Genomic DNA, 15,027 nt, shown 5'->3' with positions numbered 1-15,027 from the left:
TGCGTACGGAGGTACTCGTCCCCATCCACGCCTGTCGCTGCCGACAGTGTACGGCCCCGGGGCACGCGCCGCCGACCGGGTTTCCGCGGCGGGGCGCTGGGCCGTTCGGCCCAGCGCCGGCAAACCGCACGTGCGAGCGGAAGCCCGGGATTACCCGGCGCGGGGCTGGGCACAACGTTTTGAGACCGGTCAGCCATGGCGTGCCCTGTTGCCGCGGACCCAGTGTCGATTTATCGTTCCGGCACCGTTCGCGAACAAGATCACAATATGTGAAGGGGTCCCGGCCATGGTTGCGAAGAAGACCGCGCCGGCGGCGAAGAAGTCCACAGCGAAGAAGACCACGGCGAAGCAGGCGGCAAAGAAGGCGCCGGTGCGGAAGGCCGCCGCGGGCCGGGCCACGGCCCCGGGGGAGCGGGCGGCGAAGAAACAGGCCGCGAAGAAGGTCACGAAGAAGGCCGCGAAGAAGACCACGAAGAAGGCTACGAAGAAGGCCACGAAGAAGACGGCGGGGAAGAAGACGGCGGCGACCGCGGAGGCGGCCGGCGCGGCCGCCCCCGCCGGGAAGTCGCCGCCCGCGAAGAAGGCCGCGGCCAGGAAGGCGCCGGCCGCAGGGACCGAGCCCGCGAGGAAAACCGCGGCACGGGCCGCCGCTCCGGCGCGTAAGCCGGCGAAGAAGGCGGCGGCCAAGAAGACGTCCGCCAGGACGTCTCCGGGGAAGAAGACGGGAGCCAAGACGGTGGTCGCAAAGAAGACGCAGGTGGTGGAGGCCCCGGCGGCCGAGACGGCGGGCGGGACGGCAGCCCCGGCCGAGCCGGGGGAGCTGGCCGTGCGTCCGGGGGAGGACCCCTGGACTCCCGAGGAGATCGAGGAGGCCCGCCAGGGCCTGCTGGACGAGGTCGCGAGTTTGCGCTCGGAGATCCGCGCCTCCGAGGAGGCCGTCAGCGGGCTGATGCGCGACTCCGGCGGCGGTGCCGGGGACGACCAGGCCGATACGGGGACGAAGAACATCTCCCGCGAGCACGAGATGGCGCTCGCCGCCGGCGCCAGGGAGCGGCTGGTGCAGACCGAGCGTGCCCTCGTCCGGCTGGAGGACGGCACGTACGGACGGTGCGAGTCCTGCGGCAAGCCGATCGGCAAGGCGCGGATGCAGGCGTTCCCGCGGGCCACCCTGTGCGTGGAGTGCAAGCAGCGGCAGGAACGCCGCTGAGGGATCGCCGGAGGCGCTGACGGGGCCGGACGGCGGCGGTTGCGGGCTGTGGTGCGACGGCTCGTACGAGTGTGTCGTACGCTCGACCCCAGTCAGCGCACCGGAGGGCACACACGTGACAGAGGCGGAGCGGATCAGCGGGGACGCCACGGAGCCCCGCGGGGAGGACGAGGCAGCTTCCGCCGCGGACGAGAAGGCCGTGGCCGACGCCGACACCGCCGACCCGGCCGGGAAGGCGACCGCGGGCGACACGGCCGCGGAGGCCGGGGACGGTGCGCCGGAGGCGGCGGCCCGCGGGCCGCGCCGCATCGGCGTGCTCCTGGGCGTCGCCGCCCTCGTCTACGCCCTCGACCTCGTCACGAAGCTGATCGTGGTGGCCCGGCTGGAGCCGGACAACCGCTCCGTCGAGATCGTCGGCGACCTGCTGCGCTTCCAGGTCGTCCGCAACGCCGGCGCGGCGTTCGGCATCGGCGAGTCGATGACCGTGATCTTCACGCTGATCGCCGTCATCGTCATCGGCGTCATCGCCCGGCTGGCGCGCAAGCTCTACAGCCTGCCCTGGGCCATCGCGCTCGGCCTGCTGCTCGGCGGCCCGCTCGGCAACCTCACCGACCGGCTCTTCCGCTCCCCGGGCTTCTTCGAGGGCCACGTGGTGGACTTCATCGCCCCCGAGCACTTCGCGGTCTTCAACCTCGCCGACTCCGCGATCGTCTGCGGCGGCATCCTCATCGTGATCCTCTCCTTCCGCGGCCTCGACCCCGACGGCACCATCCACCGCGGCTGAACGGCACGATCCACCGCGGCTGAACGGCACGCCCGTACGCGCCTGCGATACTTCCCGGGTGAGTACCGTGCCCGAGATCCGCACCCTGCCCGTACCCGACGGCCTCGAAGGCGAGCGGCTCGACGCCGCGCTCGCCCGGATGTTCGGGTTCTCCAGGACCAAGGCCGCCGAACTGGCCGGCGCCGGCAAGGTCCTCGTCGACGGGCGGGAGGCCGGGAAGTCGGACCGGGTCACGGCGGGCGCCTGGCTGGAGGTCGAGATGCCGGCGCCGGCGGCGCCGGTGCGGATCGTCGCCGAGCCGGTGCCCGGGATGGCCGTGGTCTACGACGACGACCACGTGGTCGTCGTGGACAAGCCCGTCGGCGTCGCCGCCCACCCCAGCCCCGGCTGGAGCGGGCCCACCGTCGTCGGCGGCCTGGCCGCCGCGGGGTACGCCATCTCCACCTCCGGCGCCGCCGAGCGGCAGGGCGTGGTGCACAGGCTGGACGTCGGCACCTCGGGGCTGATGGCGGTGGCCAAGTCGGAGCGCGCGTACACGCTGCTGAAGCAGCAGTTCCGGGAGCGTACGGTCGACAAGCGCTACCACGCGCTGGTCCAGGGCCACCCCGACCCGCTCAGCGGCACCATCGACGCCCCCGTGGGCCGCCACCCCGTGCACGACTACAAGTGGGCCGTCGTCGCCGACGGCAAGCCCAGCGTCACGCACTACGACCTCGTGGAGGCGTTCCGCGCCGCCAGCCTGCTCGACATCAAGCTGGAGACCGGCCGCACCCACCAGATCCGCGTGCACATGTCCGCCCACCGCCACCCCTGCGTCGGCGACCTCACCTACGGCGCCGACCCGGTGTTCGCCAAGCGGCTCGGGCTGGACCGGCAGTGGCTGCATGCCGTACGGCTCGGCTTCGAGCACCCCGAGGACGGCCGGTGGGTCGAGTTCGAGTCGGACTACCCCGAGGATCTGCGGCAGGCCCTGGAGACCGTACGCGCGGACAGCGCCTGACGGCCGCGGCAGCGCGACGGCCATGGACCAGTTCACGCTGCTGCTGACCCTGGTGCTCGGCGCCCTGATCACCGTCCCCGTCGCCCAGCGGCTCGGGCTGCCGGCGCCGGTGCTGATGACGCTGCTCGGCGGGGTGCTGGCGCTGCTGCCCTTCGTGCCGAACGTCGAGATCCCGCCCGAGTTCATCCTGCCGCTGGTGCTGCCGCCGCTGCTCTACGCGGCCGTGCAGCGCACCTCCTGGCGGCAGTTCGCGCACAACGTACGGCCCATCCTGCTGCTCGCCGTCGCGCTGGTCTTCGTCACCACCGCCGCCGTCGCGGCCACCGTGCACGCCGTCGTCCCCGGGCTGCCGCTGGCCGCCGCGGTGGTGCTGGGCGCGCTGGTGGCGCCGCCCGACCCGATCGCCGCCACGTCCATCGCCGGGTCGCTGGGGCTGCCGCGGCGGCTGGTGTCGATCCTGGAGGGCGAGGGGCTGTTCAACGACGTCACCGCGATCGTGCTCTACCACGTGGCGATCGCCGCGACCGTCTCCGGCAGCTTCTCGGTGGCCGGCGCCGCGGGGCTGCTGGCGCTCTCCACGGTCGTCGCGCTCGCCGTCGGCTTCGGCCTCGGCTGGGCCGCGGAGCGGCTGATGCGGCTGCTCGACGACCCCACGCTGAAGATCGGCTGCACGCTGCTGGTGCCGTTCGCCGCGTACGTGCTGGCGGACGAGCTGAAGGGCTCAGGGGTGCTCGCGGTGCTCGTCACCGCGCTCTACCTGTCGGAGTACGCCACGGACCCCGACGACGTCCTCGGCCGGCTCGCGGAGCGCAGCTTCTGGGACGTCGTGGACACCCTCGTCACCGGCATCGCCTTCGGCCTGATCGGGCTCGAGCTGCACACCGTCGTCGCCTCCGGCGACTTCGACGGGGCGCTCGTGGGCGCGGCCGCCGCCGTCGTCGGCGTGGTCGTGGGCGTACGGCTGCTGTGGCTGCTGCCCGCAGCCGCGCTGGCGCAGCGGCTGCACCAGCGCGGCGGGCACCCGGACGAGGACGAGGAGATCCCCACGACCTGGCGGGAGACCGTCGTCATGTGGTGGTCGGGGATGCGCGGTGTGGCCTCGGTGGCGCTGGTGCTCGCCATCCCGGTCACCGTGGAGGGCGGCGGCCCGTTCCCGCACCGCGGCGACCTGCTCTTCATCGCCTTCGCCGTGGTCCTGGCCACCCTGTTCTGCCAGGGCCTGACGCTGCCCTGGCTGGTCCGGCGGCTCGACGTGGCCGCCGACGCCGAGGCCGAGCGGCGGTTGGAGCGCCAACTGGCGCTGCGCGCCGCGAAGGCGGCGCGGGCGCGGCTGGCGGAGATCGAGCAGGTGCAGGAGCTGCCGGAGGAGATGGCGGAGCAGTTGCAGCGGGCCGCGTACGGCATCGCCACCCGGCTCTACCCGGACCTGGTGGACGAGGACCGCCGCGAGGCGCACGCCCAGCGTCTGGAGCGGCTGCGCACCGGCCGGAAGATCACCGGGGAACTGCTCTCCGCGGCCCGGCACGAACTGCTCGCGGCCCGCAGCGAGGGCTACGACCCCGAGATCGTCGACCGCGTCCTACGGCACCTCGACGTCCGGGCCCTTCCGGGCGCCGTCTAGGGGCGCCTGCGCCGTCATCACCTTCGGCAGCGCGTAGGGGTGCTTCTCCCGCAGCCAGGTGATCAGTTCCTCGCGCACCATGCACCGCAGGTCCCACAGCGCGTCCGCGTCCCGCGCGGTGGCCAGCGCCCGTACCTGCATCGTGGTCGGCGTGGTGTCCGTGACCACCAGGCTCCAGCCGCGCCCGTCCCAGTGCGCGCAGCCCAGCAGCACCTCGTGCAGCCGCTCGCGCAGCTCGCGCACGGGCGTGGAGTGGTCGAGGTGGAAGAAGACCGTGCCGGTCAGCTCGGGGCCGCCGCGCGACCAGTTCTCGAAGGGCTGGCTGGTGAAGTACGACACGGGGATGGTGATGCGGCGCTCGTCCCAGGTCTTCACCGTCAGGAACGTCAGCGTGATCTCCTCGACCGTCCCCCACTCCTCCTCCACGACGACCGTGTCGCCGATGCGCACCAGATCGCCGAAGGCGATCTGCAGCCCCGCGAAGAGGTTGCCCAGCGTCGACTGGGCGGCGATGCCCGCGATGATGCCGATGACCCCGGCGGACGCGAGCATCGAGGTGCCCACCGCGCGCATCTGCGGGAACGTCAGCAGCATCGAGGCCACCGCGACGGTGCAGATGACGAACACCACCACGCGCTGGATGAGCGTGAGCTGCGTGCGCACCCGCCGGCGGCGGGCGGAGTCGCGGGCCTTGGCCTTGTAGCGGTGGTACGTCAGCTCCACGGCGGCCGCGAGCACCTTCGTCAGCAGCCACGCCAGGGACGCGATCAGCAGCAGCGTCAGCACGCGGGTGACGATCGTGCGGCTGTCGTCGCTGTGCGCCAGGTCCGCGCGCTTGTACGTGCCCAGCAGGATCGACGTCAGCAGGGCGAACTGCAGCGGCGCCCGGCAGCTTCGCAGCAGGCCCCATATCGGGGTCTCGGGGTGCCGGGCGTCGGCCCGGCGCAGCAGCAGGTCGACCACGACCCCGGCGATCGCGGTGACCGCCACGGCGCCGCCGATGACCAGGACGGGCCGGAGCACATCCTCGGTGGACACGTGAGCCTCCTTCGTACGCGGACCTTCCCGACCGTATCTGCCACGATCCGTGGGGAGCGAGGCGGCAGCACTGGACCTCGCCGACGGGTACGCGTCAGCGGACGGAGAGGACGGCAGGGCGCAGGAGCGAGATCTACGTGGATGAGCTGATCCTTGCATGGGTCGTCAAGACGGTCAGGTCGTATTCAGACGGTCCAGCCCGTGATCACGTGGTGAACCGATTTTCTTCGGTGGATGGGCCGAAGAGGCAATCGTCGAGTCGATCTTGGAACCACGTGGTGACCAACAAAAATCGGCGAGCCCACGGAGGGGCTTCACATGGGGAAAGGGAGTTCTGGGAGCATGCGGATGGGTCCGCTCGCCGGTGAACTCCTGGTGGGCGCGTGAGCGATGGGGTGCCGCCAGGGGTCTCGGCGGCTGCTCCGCGAGGCTGGACAGAACGAGGTCGGCCAGTTCGGTGGTAACAGGGCGACGACGTGCGACAGAGGCCGGAACGTTGGTACACCTCATGATCCAGGGCGTCTTGGGGGCGCTGCCGCCAAAAGGATCAACGTGAACGCCTTCGTGAGGTGGGGCTCAGACCGAAGGGATTCCCACCTGGGATTTCATCACTCAGGAATCTCGAGATCGCATGGTTCTGCAGCATTCCAAGACAAGCGATCTCTTGTTTGGCTGAAATTAACCCACATTTACATGCTCGTTTGTCTTGGTTACTGTTCTGCCCGTTCCAGCGTGCTCATGCCTGAAGGGGAGGAAAGATGCGTTTCAGGAAGATGGTTGCGGCCATTGCTGCTGTAGCGGCAGTGCTGGGAGGGGGGATGCTGGGTGGGGCAGCATCAGCCAGTGCTGACACCGGCACCGGCAGCGGTGTTGCTGCCTACGACTGCGGGGATAACGGACATAACAACTCTGACGGCGTGTTAGAGGTTTATGTCGGTCATATGCGCAGTGGCCCGTATGAGTCGTGCGCACAGACTCAGTCTGTGAGAAACGGCGCGACATTTTATGCCTGGTGCGGTGTGTATAACCGGTATGGAAACTGGTGGGTGTACGGGCGCATCGCGGGTACTGAAACGAAGGACTGGATCTACGGCCAGAACTTGATCCTGAGGTCCGGATCAGTTCGTGTGTGCTAGCCAGGGGCGAGGATGTAGCCCGCGAGGGCTGCCGCCTGGCGTCGCTGATTGAGCATGCGCGGAGACCTTCGGTGTGGTGAAGCTGACGAGCCTTCATCACCCCGAGGGTCCTCGTGCAACAGGTCGCGCCACAGACTCTTGCCGCGCGGGTGGCTGGGAGCTGTCTTCGTGTGCGGGTCGTGGCGGGACGGCCTTTGCTGTGGTGGTCAGGGCGACGTGTGTCACCGCCCGTCGGGTCGGCGTCGGCTGCGTGAGCGTAGGCCATACCGTGCCGGTCGGCTGGTTGGCAGAATCTTCGCAGGGCCCCAGGAGCGCCTCGCGATGGTCAGAGGATCGGAGTCTGTCAGGATTGGGCCATGGCGATTCTGCTCTTCCATTCCACGTACGGGCTGCGGCCTGCAGTACAAGTAGCAGCGGAGCGGTTGCGTGCAGCCGGACACGAGGTCGTGGTACCCGACCTGTTCGGCGGCCTGGTCGTCGACACGGTCGAGGATGGCCGAGCGATCCGGGACGAGCTCGGTGTTGACGAACTGCTGGCTCGCGCAGTCAGAGCGGCGGCGCCGCATCTGGAGAGCGGATTGGTGTACGCCGGGTTCTCTCTTGGTGCTGCCCTCGCGCAGAATCTCGCTTTGGCGGACGAGAATGCCCGCGGCCTATTGCTCATGCACGGCACCTCGGACATTGCGGATGGGACACGGGCAGCCTCCGGTGAACTTCCCGTGCAATTGCACGTCGCCGACCCGGACCCCTTCGAGCCGCATGACTGGCAGACGGCCTGGTACCTGCAGATGCAGCGAGCCGGGGGCGATATCGAGGTCTACCGCTATCCCGGGGCCGGACACCTGTTCACGGACGACGGGCTGGCCGACTATGACGCCGAGTCGGCGGAGTCGGCTTGGCGGCTGGCGATGGAGTTCGTCGCAGAGACGTCCGGACGGGCTGACTCCGCCGCAGCCCGATAGTCCAGGCGGTCCTGGCCGCGAAGAGCCTCGCGGCCAGGACCATGGTCACCCTGCTCTACAGTTTGACACCGAGTTCCTCGAGCTTCGTGGGCAGTTGGCGGGTGTCGACCACTTCGCCGTCGATCTTGACCGTCGGCGTGCCCTCGATACCGGCATCCTCGAAACTGTTGATCATTTCCAGGGCCCACTTGTCGAACGTGCCCTTGTTGACGTCCTTCTGGAACTGCTTGTTGCCCTTCAGCTCGTCGACGTTCTTGGCGACGTCCAGCAGGTACTCGTTGTCGGCGAACTTGTCCTCGTTCTCCGGCGGGTGGTGATCGGCTGAGTAGAGCAGCCCGTGGTACTCCTTGAAGGCCTCCGTGCTGACATTCAGCGCTGCACCCAGGGCGCTGGCCGCGTTCTTGGAGCCGCTGCCGCCGAACCTGCCGTCGATGATCGCGCCGAGGTGGATGTTGAGTTGGTACTTGTCGTCTTCCGCGCCCTTCTTCATCGGCTCGCCCAGCTGCTGCTCGAACTGCGCGCACGCGGGGCAGCGCAGGTCCTCGTAGACGTCGACGGTCTTCTCGGCGTCCTTGCCGCCGAGCACGACGGTGGTGCCCTTGTCGCCCTCGGCGTTCGCCGGCTGGACGAGCTTGGCGTTCTTCGCAGCGCCCCAGTCCTTGTCGCTGCCGTCGTCGCCGCCGAGCGTGGTCACCGCGAAGGCGACGCCGCCGACGACGGCCAGCAGACCGACGACGGCGCCGCCGACGAAGAGCTGCCGGCGCACCTTCTCCTTCTTGGCCTGCTTCTCGCGCTCGATGCGCAGCCGCTCGCGCGCGGCCCGCTTGGCTTCCTGGCTGTTTCGCTTGCTCATGGTGGGAGGTCCCTCTGCGGTCGGTGTGGCTCTGTCCGTGCTTCTTCGGCCTGGCTGCCGGATCAGGCAGCGGCCGGGCACGGCGGACCACGCCGCAGGACCGAGTGGAGCAGGTGCGGCCGGGGGCGGGCGGCGCGGGTACGGTCCGACCGGCGGCCGGGGCGGCCGGTGCTCCGCACCGGGGCGACGGTGACGATCGCGACGGCCAGCAGCAGCGGCCGGAAGGCGACGGCCGCGGCGGCGCGCAGCAGCCCGGCCAGGGCCGCCTCGCCGCGGCGCAGCCAGGCGGCGGCGACCAGGCCGACGCCGACGTGGGCGCCGAGCAGCAGCCAGGGGCTGGCGGCGGTGCCCGCCAGGGCCTCGCCACGGGCGGTCATCCGGGCCAGCGGGGTGCCGAACTCGCCGGAGCAGAGGAGATCGAGTCCCAGGGAGCGCATGGAGCCCGCGACCGGGCCGCCGGACTGGCCGTAGCAGGTGTGCTGGCCGGTGGTGAAGACGGTGTCCGCCGCCAGCTCCAGCGGCACGAGCAGGGCCGCGATGCTCCAGTAGCCGCGCTCGCGGCGGCCGGCGAGCAGAAAGGCGACGGCGAAGACGCCGGCGGAGAGCGCGGCCAGCATGCCCAGGGGCAGGGGGTTGGCGGAGAGGAGCACGTGGGCGCCCGCGGACAGGCTGATGCACAGCGCGGTGAAGACCGCCGCGCGCATCACCCTGATCGTTACGGCCGCGTGTTCCATCGTGCGTGATTGTGCCACGGCGGACCGTAAACCGGTGCTAAAGGGGAGGCGTGGGTTCAGTGCGGCCGGGGGACCGCGGTGTCAGTGCCGCGTCCTAGACTTCCCAGCGTCCTGCCCGAGCCCTCGCGCCCACCGTCTGCTGGAGGTCCTCCGTCGTGGCCAAGCCGCCTTTTACGCATCTGCATGTGCACACGCAGTATTCGCTGCTGGATGGGGCGGCGCGGTTGAAGGATATGTTCGCGGCGTGTCGTGAGATGGGGATGTCGCATATCGCGATGACGGATCATGGGAATCTTCATGGTGCGTATGACTTCTTTGTGCAGGCGTCGGCGGCGGGGGTGACGCCGATCATCGGTATCGAGGCGTATGTGGCGCCGGAGTCGCGGCGGAACAAGCGGAAGGTGCAGTGGGGGCAGCCGCATCAGAAGCGTGATGACGTGTCGGGTTCCGGTGGGTATACGCACAAGACGATCTGGGCGTCTTCGCGTACGGGTTTGCATAATTTGTTCCGGTTGTCGTCTGATGCGTACAAGGAGGGGTGGCTGCAGAAGTGGCCGCGGATGGACAAGGAGGTGATCGCGGAGCATGCGGAGGGGTTGATCGCTTCTACGGGGTGTCCTTCGGGTGAGGTGCAGACGCGGTTGCGGCTGGGGCAGTTCGACGAGGCGCTGGCGGCGGCGGCGTGGTATCAGGAGGTGTTCGGGAAGCAGCGGTATTTCCTGGAGCTGATGGATCACGGGATCGAGATCGAGCGGCGGGTGCGGGACGGGCTGCTGGAGATCGGGCGGAAGCTGGGGATTCCGCCGCTGGTGACGAATGATTCGCATTACACGTATGCGCAGGAGGCGGGGGCGCATGATGCGTTGTTGTGTATTCAGACGGGGAAGAATCTTTCCGATCCGGATCGGTTCAGGTTCGATGGGACGGGTTATTACCTGAAGTCGACCGAGGAGATGTATGCGGTCGATTCGTCGGATGCGTGGCAGGAGGGGTGTGCGAACACGCTGCTGGTGGCGGAGCAGATCGACACCTCGGGGTGGTTCGAGAAGCGCGACCTGATGCCCCGCTTCGAGGTCCCCGACGGCTACAGCGAGGTCACCTGGTTCCAGGAGGAGGTCCGCCGCGGCATGGCCCGCCGCTACCCGGGCGGCGTGCCGGAGGACCGCCAGCGGCAGGCCGAGTACGAGATGGACGTCATCATCCAGATGGGGTTCCCGGGGTACTTCCTGGTGGTCGCGGACTTCATCATGTGGGCGAAGAACAACGGGATCGCGGTCGGTCCCGGCCGCGGGTCCGCGGCGGGTTCGATCGTGTCGTACGCGATGGGGATCACCGACCTGGACCCGATCGAGCACGGGCTGATCTTCGAGCGGTTCCTCAATCCCGAGCGGGTGTCGATGCCGGATGTCGACATCGACTTCGACGAGCGCAGGCGGGCGGAGGTGATCCGCTACGTCACGGAGAAGTACGGCGCCGACAAGGTCGCGATGATCGGTACGTACGGCACGATCAAGGCGAAGAACGCGATCAAGGACTCCGCGCGGGTGCTGGGCTATCCGTACGCGATGGGTGACCGGATCACCAAGGCCATGCCCGCCGACGTGCTCGGCAAGGGCATCCCGCTCTCCGGCATCACCGACCCCGACCACCCCCGGTACTCCGAGGCGGGCGAGGTCCGCGGGCTCTACGAGAACGAGCCGGACGTGAAGAAGGTCATCGACACCGCGCGCGGCGTCGAGGGCCTGGTGCGCCAGATGGGCGTGCACGCGGCCGGCGTGATCATGTCCAGCGAGCCGATCGTGGACCACGTCCCGGTCTGGGTGCGCCACAGCGACCAGGTGACGATCACGCAGTGGGACTACCCGACCTGCGAATCGCTCGGCCTGCTGAAGATGGACTTCCTCGGCCTGCGCAACCTCACCATCATGGACGACGCCGTCAAGATGGTGAAGCAGAACAAGGGCCGGGACATCGAGCTGCTGTCGCTGCCGCTCGACGACCCCAAGACCTTCGAGCTGCTGGGCCGCGGCGACACCCTCGGCGTCTTCCAGTTCGACGGCGGGCCGATGCGCTCCCTGCTGCGCATGATGAAGCCCGACAACTTCGAGGACATCTCCGCGGTCTCGGCGCTCTACCGGCCGGGTCCCATGGGCATGAACTCGCATATCAACTATGCGCTGCGCAAGAACGGCCAGCAGGAGATCACCCCGATCCACCCGGAGCTCGAGGAGCCGCTGAAGGAGGTCCTCGACATCACCTACGGCCTGATCGTGTATCAGGAGCAGGTGCAGAAGGCCGCGCAGGTGCTCGCCGGCTATTCGCTGGGCCAGGCGGACCTGCTGCGCCGGGCGATGGGCAAGAAGAAGAAGGAAGTCCTCGACGCCGAGTTCGTCAACTTCCAGAAGGGCGCCCGCGAGAAGGGCTACAGCGACCAGGCCATCCAGGCCGTCTGGGACGTCCTGGTCCCCTTCGCGGGGTACGCGTTCAACAAGGCGCACTCCTCCGCGTACGGCCTCGTCTCCTATTGGACGGCGTATCTCAAGGCGAACTATCCGGCCGAGTACATGGCCGCGCTGCTGACGTCCGTGCGCGACGACAAGGACAAGTCCGCGGTCTATCTCAACGAGTGCCGGAAGATGGGAATCAAGGTGCTCCCGCCGGATGTCAACGAGTCCGACGCGAACTTCACTCCCCGCGGTGATGACACGATCGTGTTCGGTCTGACCGCCGTGCGCAACGTCGGGCAGAACGTTGTGGAGTCGATCGTTCGCAACCGCAAGGCCAAGGGGCGCTACGCGTCGTTCCCCGACTTCCTCGACAAGGTCGACGCCGTCGTCTGCAACAAGCGCACCGTCGAGTCGCTGATCAAGGCGGGCGCGTTCGACGCCCTCGGGCACACCCGCAAGGGCCTCACCGCGCAGTACGAGCCGATGATCGACAACGTGGTGTCGGTGAAGCGGAAGGAGGCGGAGGGGCAGTTCGACCTCTTCGGCGGCATGGGCGACGAGGCCGCGGCGGACGAGCCGGGCTTCGGGCTCGACGTGCAGTTCACCGACGAGGAGTGGGAGAAGTCCTATCTGCTCGCCCAGGAGCGGGAGATGCTCGGGCTCTACGTCTCCGACCACCCGCTCTTCGGCATCGAGCACGTCCTGGGTGACAAGGCCGACGCCTCCATCGCCGCGCTCAACGGCGGTGATCACGCCGACGGGGCGATCGTCACGATCGGCGGCATCATCTCCGGACTGCAGCGCAAGATGACCAAGCAGGGCAACGCCTGGGCCATCGCCACCGTCGAGGACCTCGGCGGCTCCATCGACTGCATGTTCTTTCCGGCCACGTACCAGTTGGTCTCCACCCAACTCGTCGAGGACGCCATCGTCTTCGTCAAGGGACGGCTCGACAAGCGCGAGGACGTGCCCCGGCTGGTCGCCATGGAACTCGCCGTCCCCGACCTGTCGGAGGTGTCCGCGAACGCGCCGGTGACGATCACGATCCCCACGGTCAAGGTCACTCCGCCGCTGGTGGAGAAGCTGGGCGAGGTGCTGTCGCAGCACCGCGGCGGCACCGAGGTGCGGGTGAAGCTTCAGGGCTCCCGCACCACCACCGTGCTCCGCCTCGACCGTCACCGGGTGACGTCGGATCCGGCGCTCTTCGGCGACCTGAAGGCGCTCCTCGGGCCGTCCTGTCTGGCAGGCTGACGGGCGCCGGCCGCCGGGCCGGGGACGGCCCGGTCCGGCGGCCGCGCGCCGGCATGCGGGCGCGCCCGCGAAGGGTGCGCCCGCCGGCCGCGTTCAGTTGTGACCGAAGCGCTTCTCCTTGTGCTTCTGGGTCTTGTGGCTCCCGGAGCCGGGATTCACGGCTTCGCTGACCTGGTCGGGCGGCGGGCCGCCCGCCGCGGGGGAGTCGGTCTCCATGCCGCGCTCCTCCTGCGGGGAGGCGGCGCGGTCGTTCTGGCGGTTCCTGTTCTTACGGCTCATGGGGCTCACCGCTCCCCGGCCCGGGGACGCGCGCCGGCGTCGCCCGCGGGCGCCTGGGCCCGGGTCTCAGGCGGCGGCTCGTCGAAGGACTGCCGCCGGCCGCGGTCGGGTATGCCCGCCGGCGAGCCGGCGTACTTGTCCCGGTGGGAATGCTGTTGCTGCTTTTTCTCGCGGTTCTTGCGCTTACCCATCACTGATCCTTTACAGGCGCGGACCCCCGCGGAGATCACCTTCGCACGGCCTGAGATGCCTCGCATGTCGGATAATTACCGTGCGTAGTACGTGCTGTTCATGGCCGGGCATCGGTGTCCGCCACGCCGATGATCGACGCCCTGCTGTTAACCACCCCTCAGTGGGGCAGACTCGAAGGCAACCCGACGTGAACTCCGCGGCTCGGGCCCGGAACCGGCTGAGAAGAGGGTGAATCGTGGACCGCTGCGTCGTCCTGGTGGACGCGGGCTACCTGCTGGGCGCCGCCGCGAGCCTGCTCGCCGGAGAGCCAGCCCGCTCCCGGATCACCGTCGACCACCCCGCGCTCATCCAGGGCCTGCGGGACCAGGCCGAGGCCGACACCGGGCAGCGGCTGCTGCGCATCTACTGGTTCGACGGCGCCCCCGACCGCGTACCGCAGCCGGAGCACCGGCGGCTGCGCGTGATGTCCCGCGTCACCGTCCGCCTCGGCGCGCTCACCCGCAGCGACGGCCGCTGGGCGCAGAAGGGCGTCGACGCCGCGATGCACGCCGAGCTCACCGAGCTGGCCCGCAACCGCGCCTGCGCCGACGTCGTGCTCGTCACCGGCGACGGCGACCTGCTGCCCGGGATGATGTCCGCGAAGGAGCACGGCGTCGCCGTGCACCTGTGGGCGGTCCAGGCCGCCGACGGCGACTACAACCAGTCCGAGGACCTGGTCGCCGAGGCCGACGAGCGGCGCGTGCTCGACCGGGCGTGGATCACCCGCGCCATGCAGGCCAAGGACCTCAACGGCATCTGCGCCCCCAGCCCGGTACCGCGGCCCGAGATCGCCGCGATCCTCTCCGCCCCGCCCTCGGAGACCTCCGTCGCCGGCAAGCAGACGGCCGTCGCCAACGGCACCGCGCAGGCCACCGCCCCGGTCACCGAACGCCGCCACGACGACGCGGGCACGGCCCCCGACGCCGTACCCGAGGACGAGGACGACCCCGGCGCCAAGGGCGGCGTGCCCACCCCGAAGGACCTCGCGAGCCTGGGCCGCCCCGCCGTGCCGGAAGGCCGCCACGGACACCCCGTGGGCAACGCCACCCTGCGCTGGTCGTCCGATCGCGGCTGGGTGGAGCGGCCGGGCGTGGAGCCCGCGGATGTCGCCGGGCTGCCCACGCTCGCCCAGCTCACCACCGCGGAGCAGCGCTGGGCGGACCGCGAGGAGGACATCACCGTCATCGGCGGCGACCCGTTCGAGGTCGGTCAGGTCTTCGCCAGGCGCTGGATGGAGCGGCTGGCGGACCAGGCGAAGCTGCGGCTGCTGGCCGGCCAGTACCCGCGCATCCCGCATCGCATCGACGGCGAGCTGCTGCGCTACGCCGCCCGCTTCGGGCTGCTGGCGCACAAGGACGACCAGATCGACGAGCGCGACCGGTACGCGATCCGCGCCGGGTTCTGGCGCGAGGTGGACGTCAGCTCCGCCACCGAGCACGCGCAGGCCGCGGAGCCGGAGGCCTAGGGCCCTCGGCGGGCGGTGT

14 protein-coding genes are annotated in these 15,027 nt (G+C 69.7%); 8 read left to right on the top strand and 6 right to left on the bottom strand.

Features of this window, described 5'->3' with window-relative positions:
- Nucleotides 1–189: 189 nt before the first annotated feature.
- On the bottom strand, nucleotides 190–687 hold the full coding sequence (locus tag DMB38_RS36655) for a hypothetical protein (RefSeq protein WP_240662005.1): 498 nt from the start codon (nucleotides 685–687) through the stop codon (nucleotides 190–192).
- Nucleotides 688–736: 49 nt separating this feature from the next.
- On the opposite strand from DMB38_RS36655, the gene DMB38_RS36650 reads away from it, so the two are divergent.
- The 4 genes from DMB38_RS36650 to DMB38_RS06630 all read left to right on the top strand — a co-directional run bounded on the left by DMB38_RS36650 (nucleotide 737) and on the right by DMB38_RS06630 (nucleotide 4,612).
- Complete coding sequence (locus tag DMB38_RS36650; RefSeq protein ID WP_240662004.1) at nucleotides 737–1,207, top strand: TraR/DksA family transcriptional regulator; 471 nt, start codon at nucleotides 737–739, stop codon at nucleotides 1,205–1,207.
- A 115-nt stretch (nucleotides 1,208–1,322) separates the two neighbouring features.
- On the top strand, nucleotides 1,323–1,991 hold the full coding sequence (gene lspA, locus DMB38_RS06640) for a signal peptidase II (protein WP_125934357.1): 669 nt from the start codon (nucleotides 1,323–1,325) through the stop codon (nucleotides 1,989–1,991).
- Between the two features lie 58 nt (nucleotides 1,992–2,049).
- Entirely contained in the window at nucleotides 2,050–2,991 is a 942-nt protein-coding gene (locus tag DMB38_RS06635; RefSeq protein WP_125934356.1) for an RluA family pseudouridine synthase, read from the top strand.
- 22 nt (nucleotides 2,992–3,013) lie between these two features.
- A complete protein-coding gene (locus tag DMB38_RS06630) occupies nucleotides 3,014–4,612 on the top strand; it encodes a Na+/H+ antiporter (RefSeq protein WP_125934355.1) in 1,599 nt (532 codons plus the stop codon).
- Here the strand turns inward: DMB38_RS06630 and DMB38_RS06625 are convergent.
- Nucleotides 4,571–5,650, bottom strand: coding sequence for a mechanosensitive ion channel domain-containing protein (locus DMB38_RS06625; protein WP_125934354.1), 1,080 nt, complete (start codon nucleotides 5,648–5,650; stop codon nucleotides 4,571–4,573). The genes DMB38_RS06630 and DMB38_RS06625 overlap by 42 nt on opposite strands.
- A 758-nt stretch (nucleotides 5,651–6,408) precedes the next feature.
- Here DMB38_RS06625 and DMB38_RS06620 point away from each other — a divergent pair.
- Together DMB38_RS06620 and DMB38_RS06615 are read left to right on the top strand one after the other, a co-directional pair.
- Nucleotides 6,409–6,786, top strand: coding sequence for a hypothetical protein (locus tag DMB38_RS06620; protein ID WP_125934353.1), 378 nt, complete (start codon nucleotides 6,409–6,411; stop codon nucleotides 6,784–6,786).
- A 356-nt stretch (nucleotides 6,787–7,142) separates the two neighbouring features.
- Nucleotides 7,143–7,748, top strand: coding sequence for a dienelactone hydrolase family protein (locus tag DMB38_RS06615; RefSeq protein ID WP_125934352.1), 606 nt, complete (start codon nucleotides 7,143–7,145; stop codon nucleotides 7,746–7,748).
- A 55-nt stretch (nucleotides 7,749–7,803) separates the two neighbouring features.
- On the opposite strand, the gene DMB38_RS06610 is transcribed toward DMB38_RS06615, so the two are convergent.
- Nucleotides 7,804–8,601, bottom strand: coding sequence for a thioredoxin domain-containing protein (locus DMB38_RS06610; protein ID WP_125934351.1), 798 nt, complete (start codon nucleotides 8,599–8,601; stop codon nucleotides 7,804–7,806).
- A 62-nt stretch (nucleotides 8,602–8,663) separates the two neighbouring features.
- A complete protein-coding gene (locus DMB38_RS06605; protein WP_125938854.1) occupies nucleotides 8,664–9,305 on the bottom strand; it encodes a hypothetical protein in 642 nt (213 codons plus the stop codon).
- Nucleotides 9,306–9,490: 185 nt separating this feature from the next.
- Here DMB38_RS06605 and dnaE point away from each other — a divergent pair, with 185 nt between their 5' ends.
- Nucleotides 9,491–13,033, top strand: coding sequence for a DNA polymerase III subunit alpha (dnaE, locus tag DMB38_RS06600; protein WP_125934350.1), 3,543 nt, complete (start codon nucleotides 9,491–9,493; stop codon nucleotides 13,031–13,033).
- Between the two features lie 93 nt (nucleotides 13,034–13,126).
- Here the strand turns inward: dnaE and DMB38_RS06595 are convergent, their stop codons facing one another.
- On the bottom strand, nucleotides 13,127–13,312 hold the full coding sequence (locus tag DMB38_RS06595; protein WP_125934349.1) for a hypothetical protein: 186 nt from the start codon (nucleotides 13,310–13,312) through the stop codon (nucleotides 13,127–13,129).
- A gap of 5 nt (nucleotides 13,313–13,317) precedes the next feature.
- Complete coding sequence (locus tag DMB38_RS06590) at nucleotides 13,318–13,503, bottom strand: hypothetical protein (RefSeq protein ID WP_125934348.1); 186 nt, start codon at nucleotides 13,501–13,503, stop codon at nucleotides 13,318–13,320.
- Between the two features lie 236 nt (nucleotides 13,504–13,739).
- On the opposite strand from DMB38_RS06590, the gene DMB38_RS06585 reads away from it, so the two are divergent.
- Nucleotides 13,740–15,008 (top strand): NYN domain-containing protein, encoded by a 1,269-nt coding sequence (locus DMB38_RS06585; protein ID WP_125934347.1) that lies wholly within the window; start codon nucleotides 13,740–13,742, stop codon nucleotides 15,006–15,008.
- Nucleotides 15,009–15,027: the final 19 nt, after the last annotated feature.

Origin of the sequence: Streptomyces sp. WAC 06738 (assembly GCF_003945505.1) — a bacterium.
In the GTDB taxonomy this organism is placed as follows: Bacteria; Actinomycetota; Actinomycetes; order Streptomycetales; family Streptomycetaceae; genus Streptomyces.
Note: the sequence above shows the minus strand (reverse complement) of the source record. Positions and strands in the feature narration are given on the sequence as shown.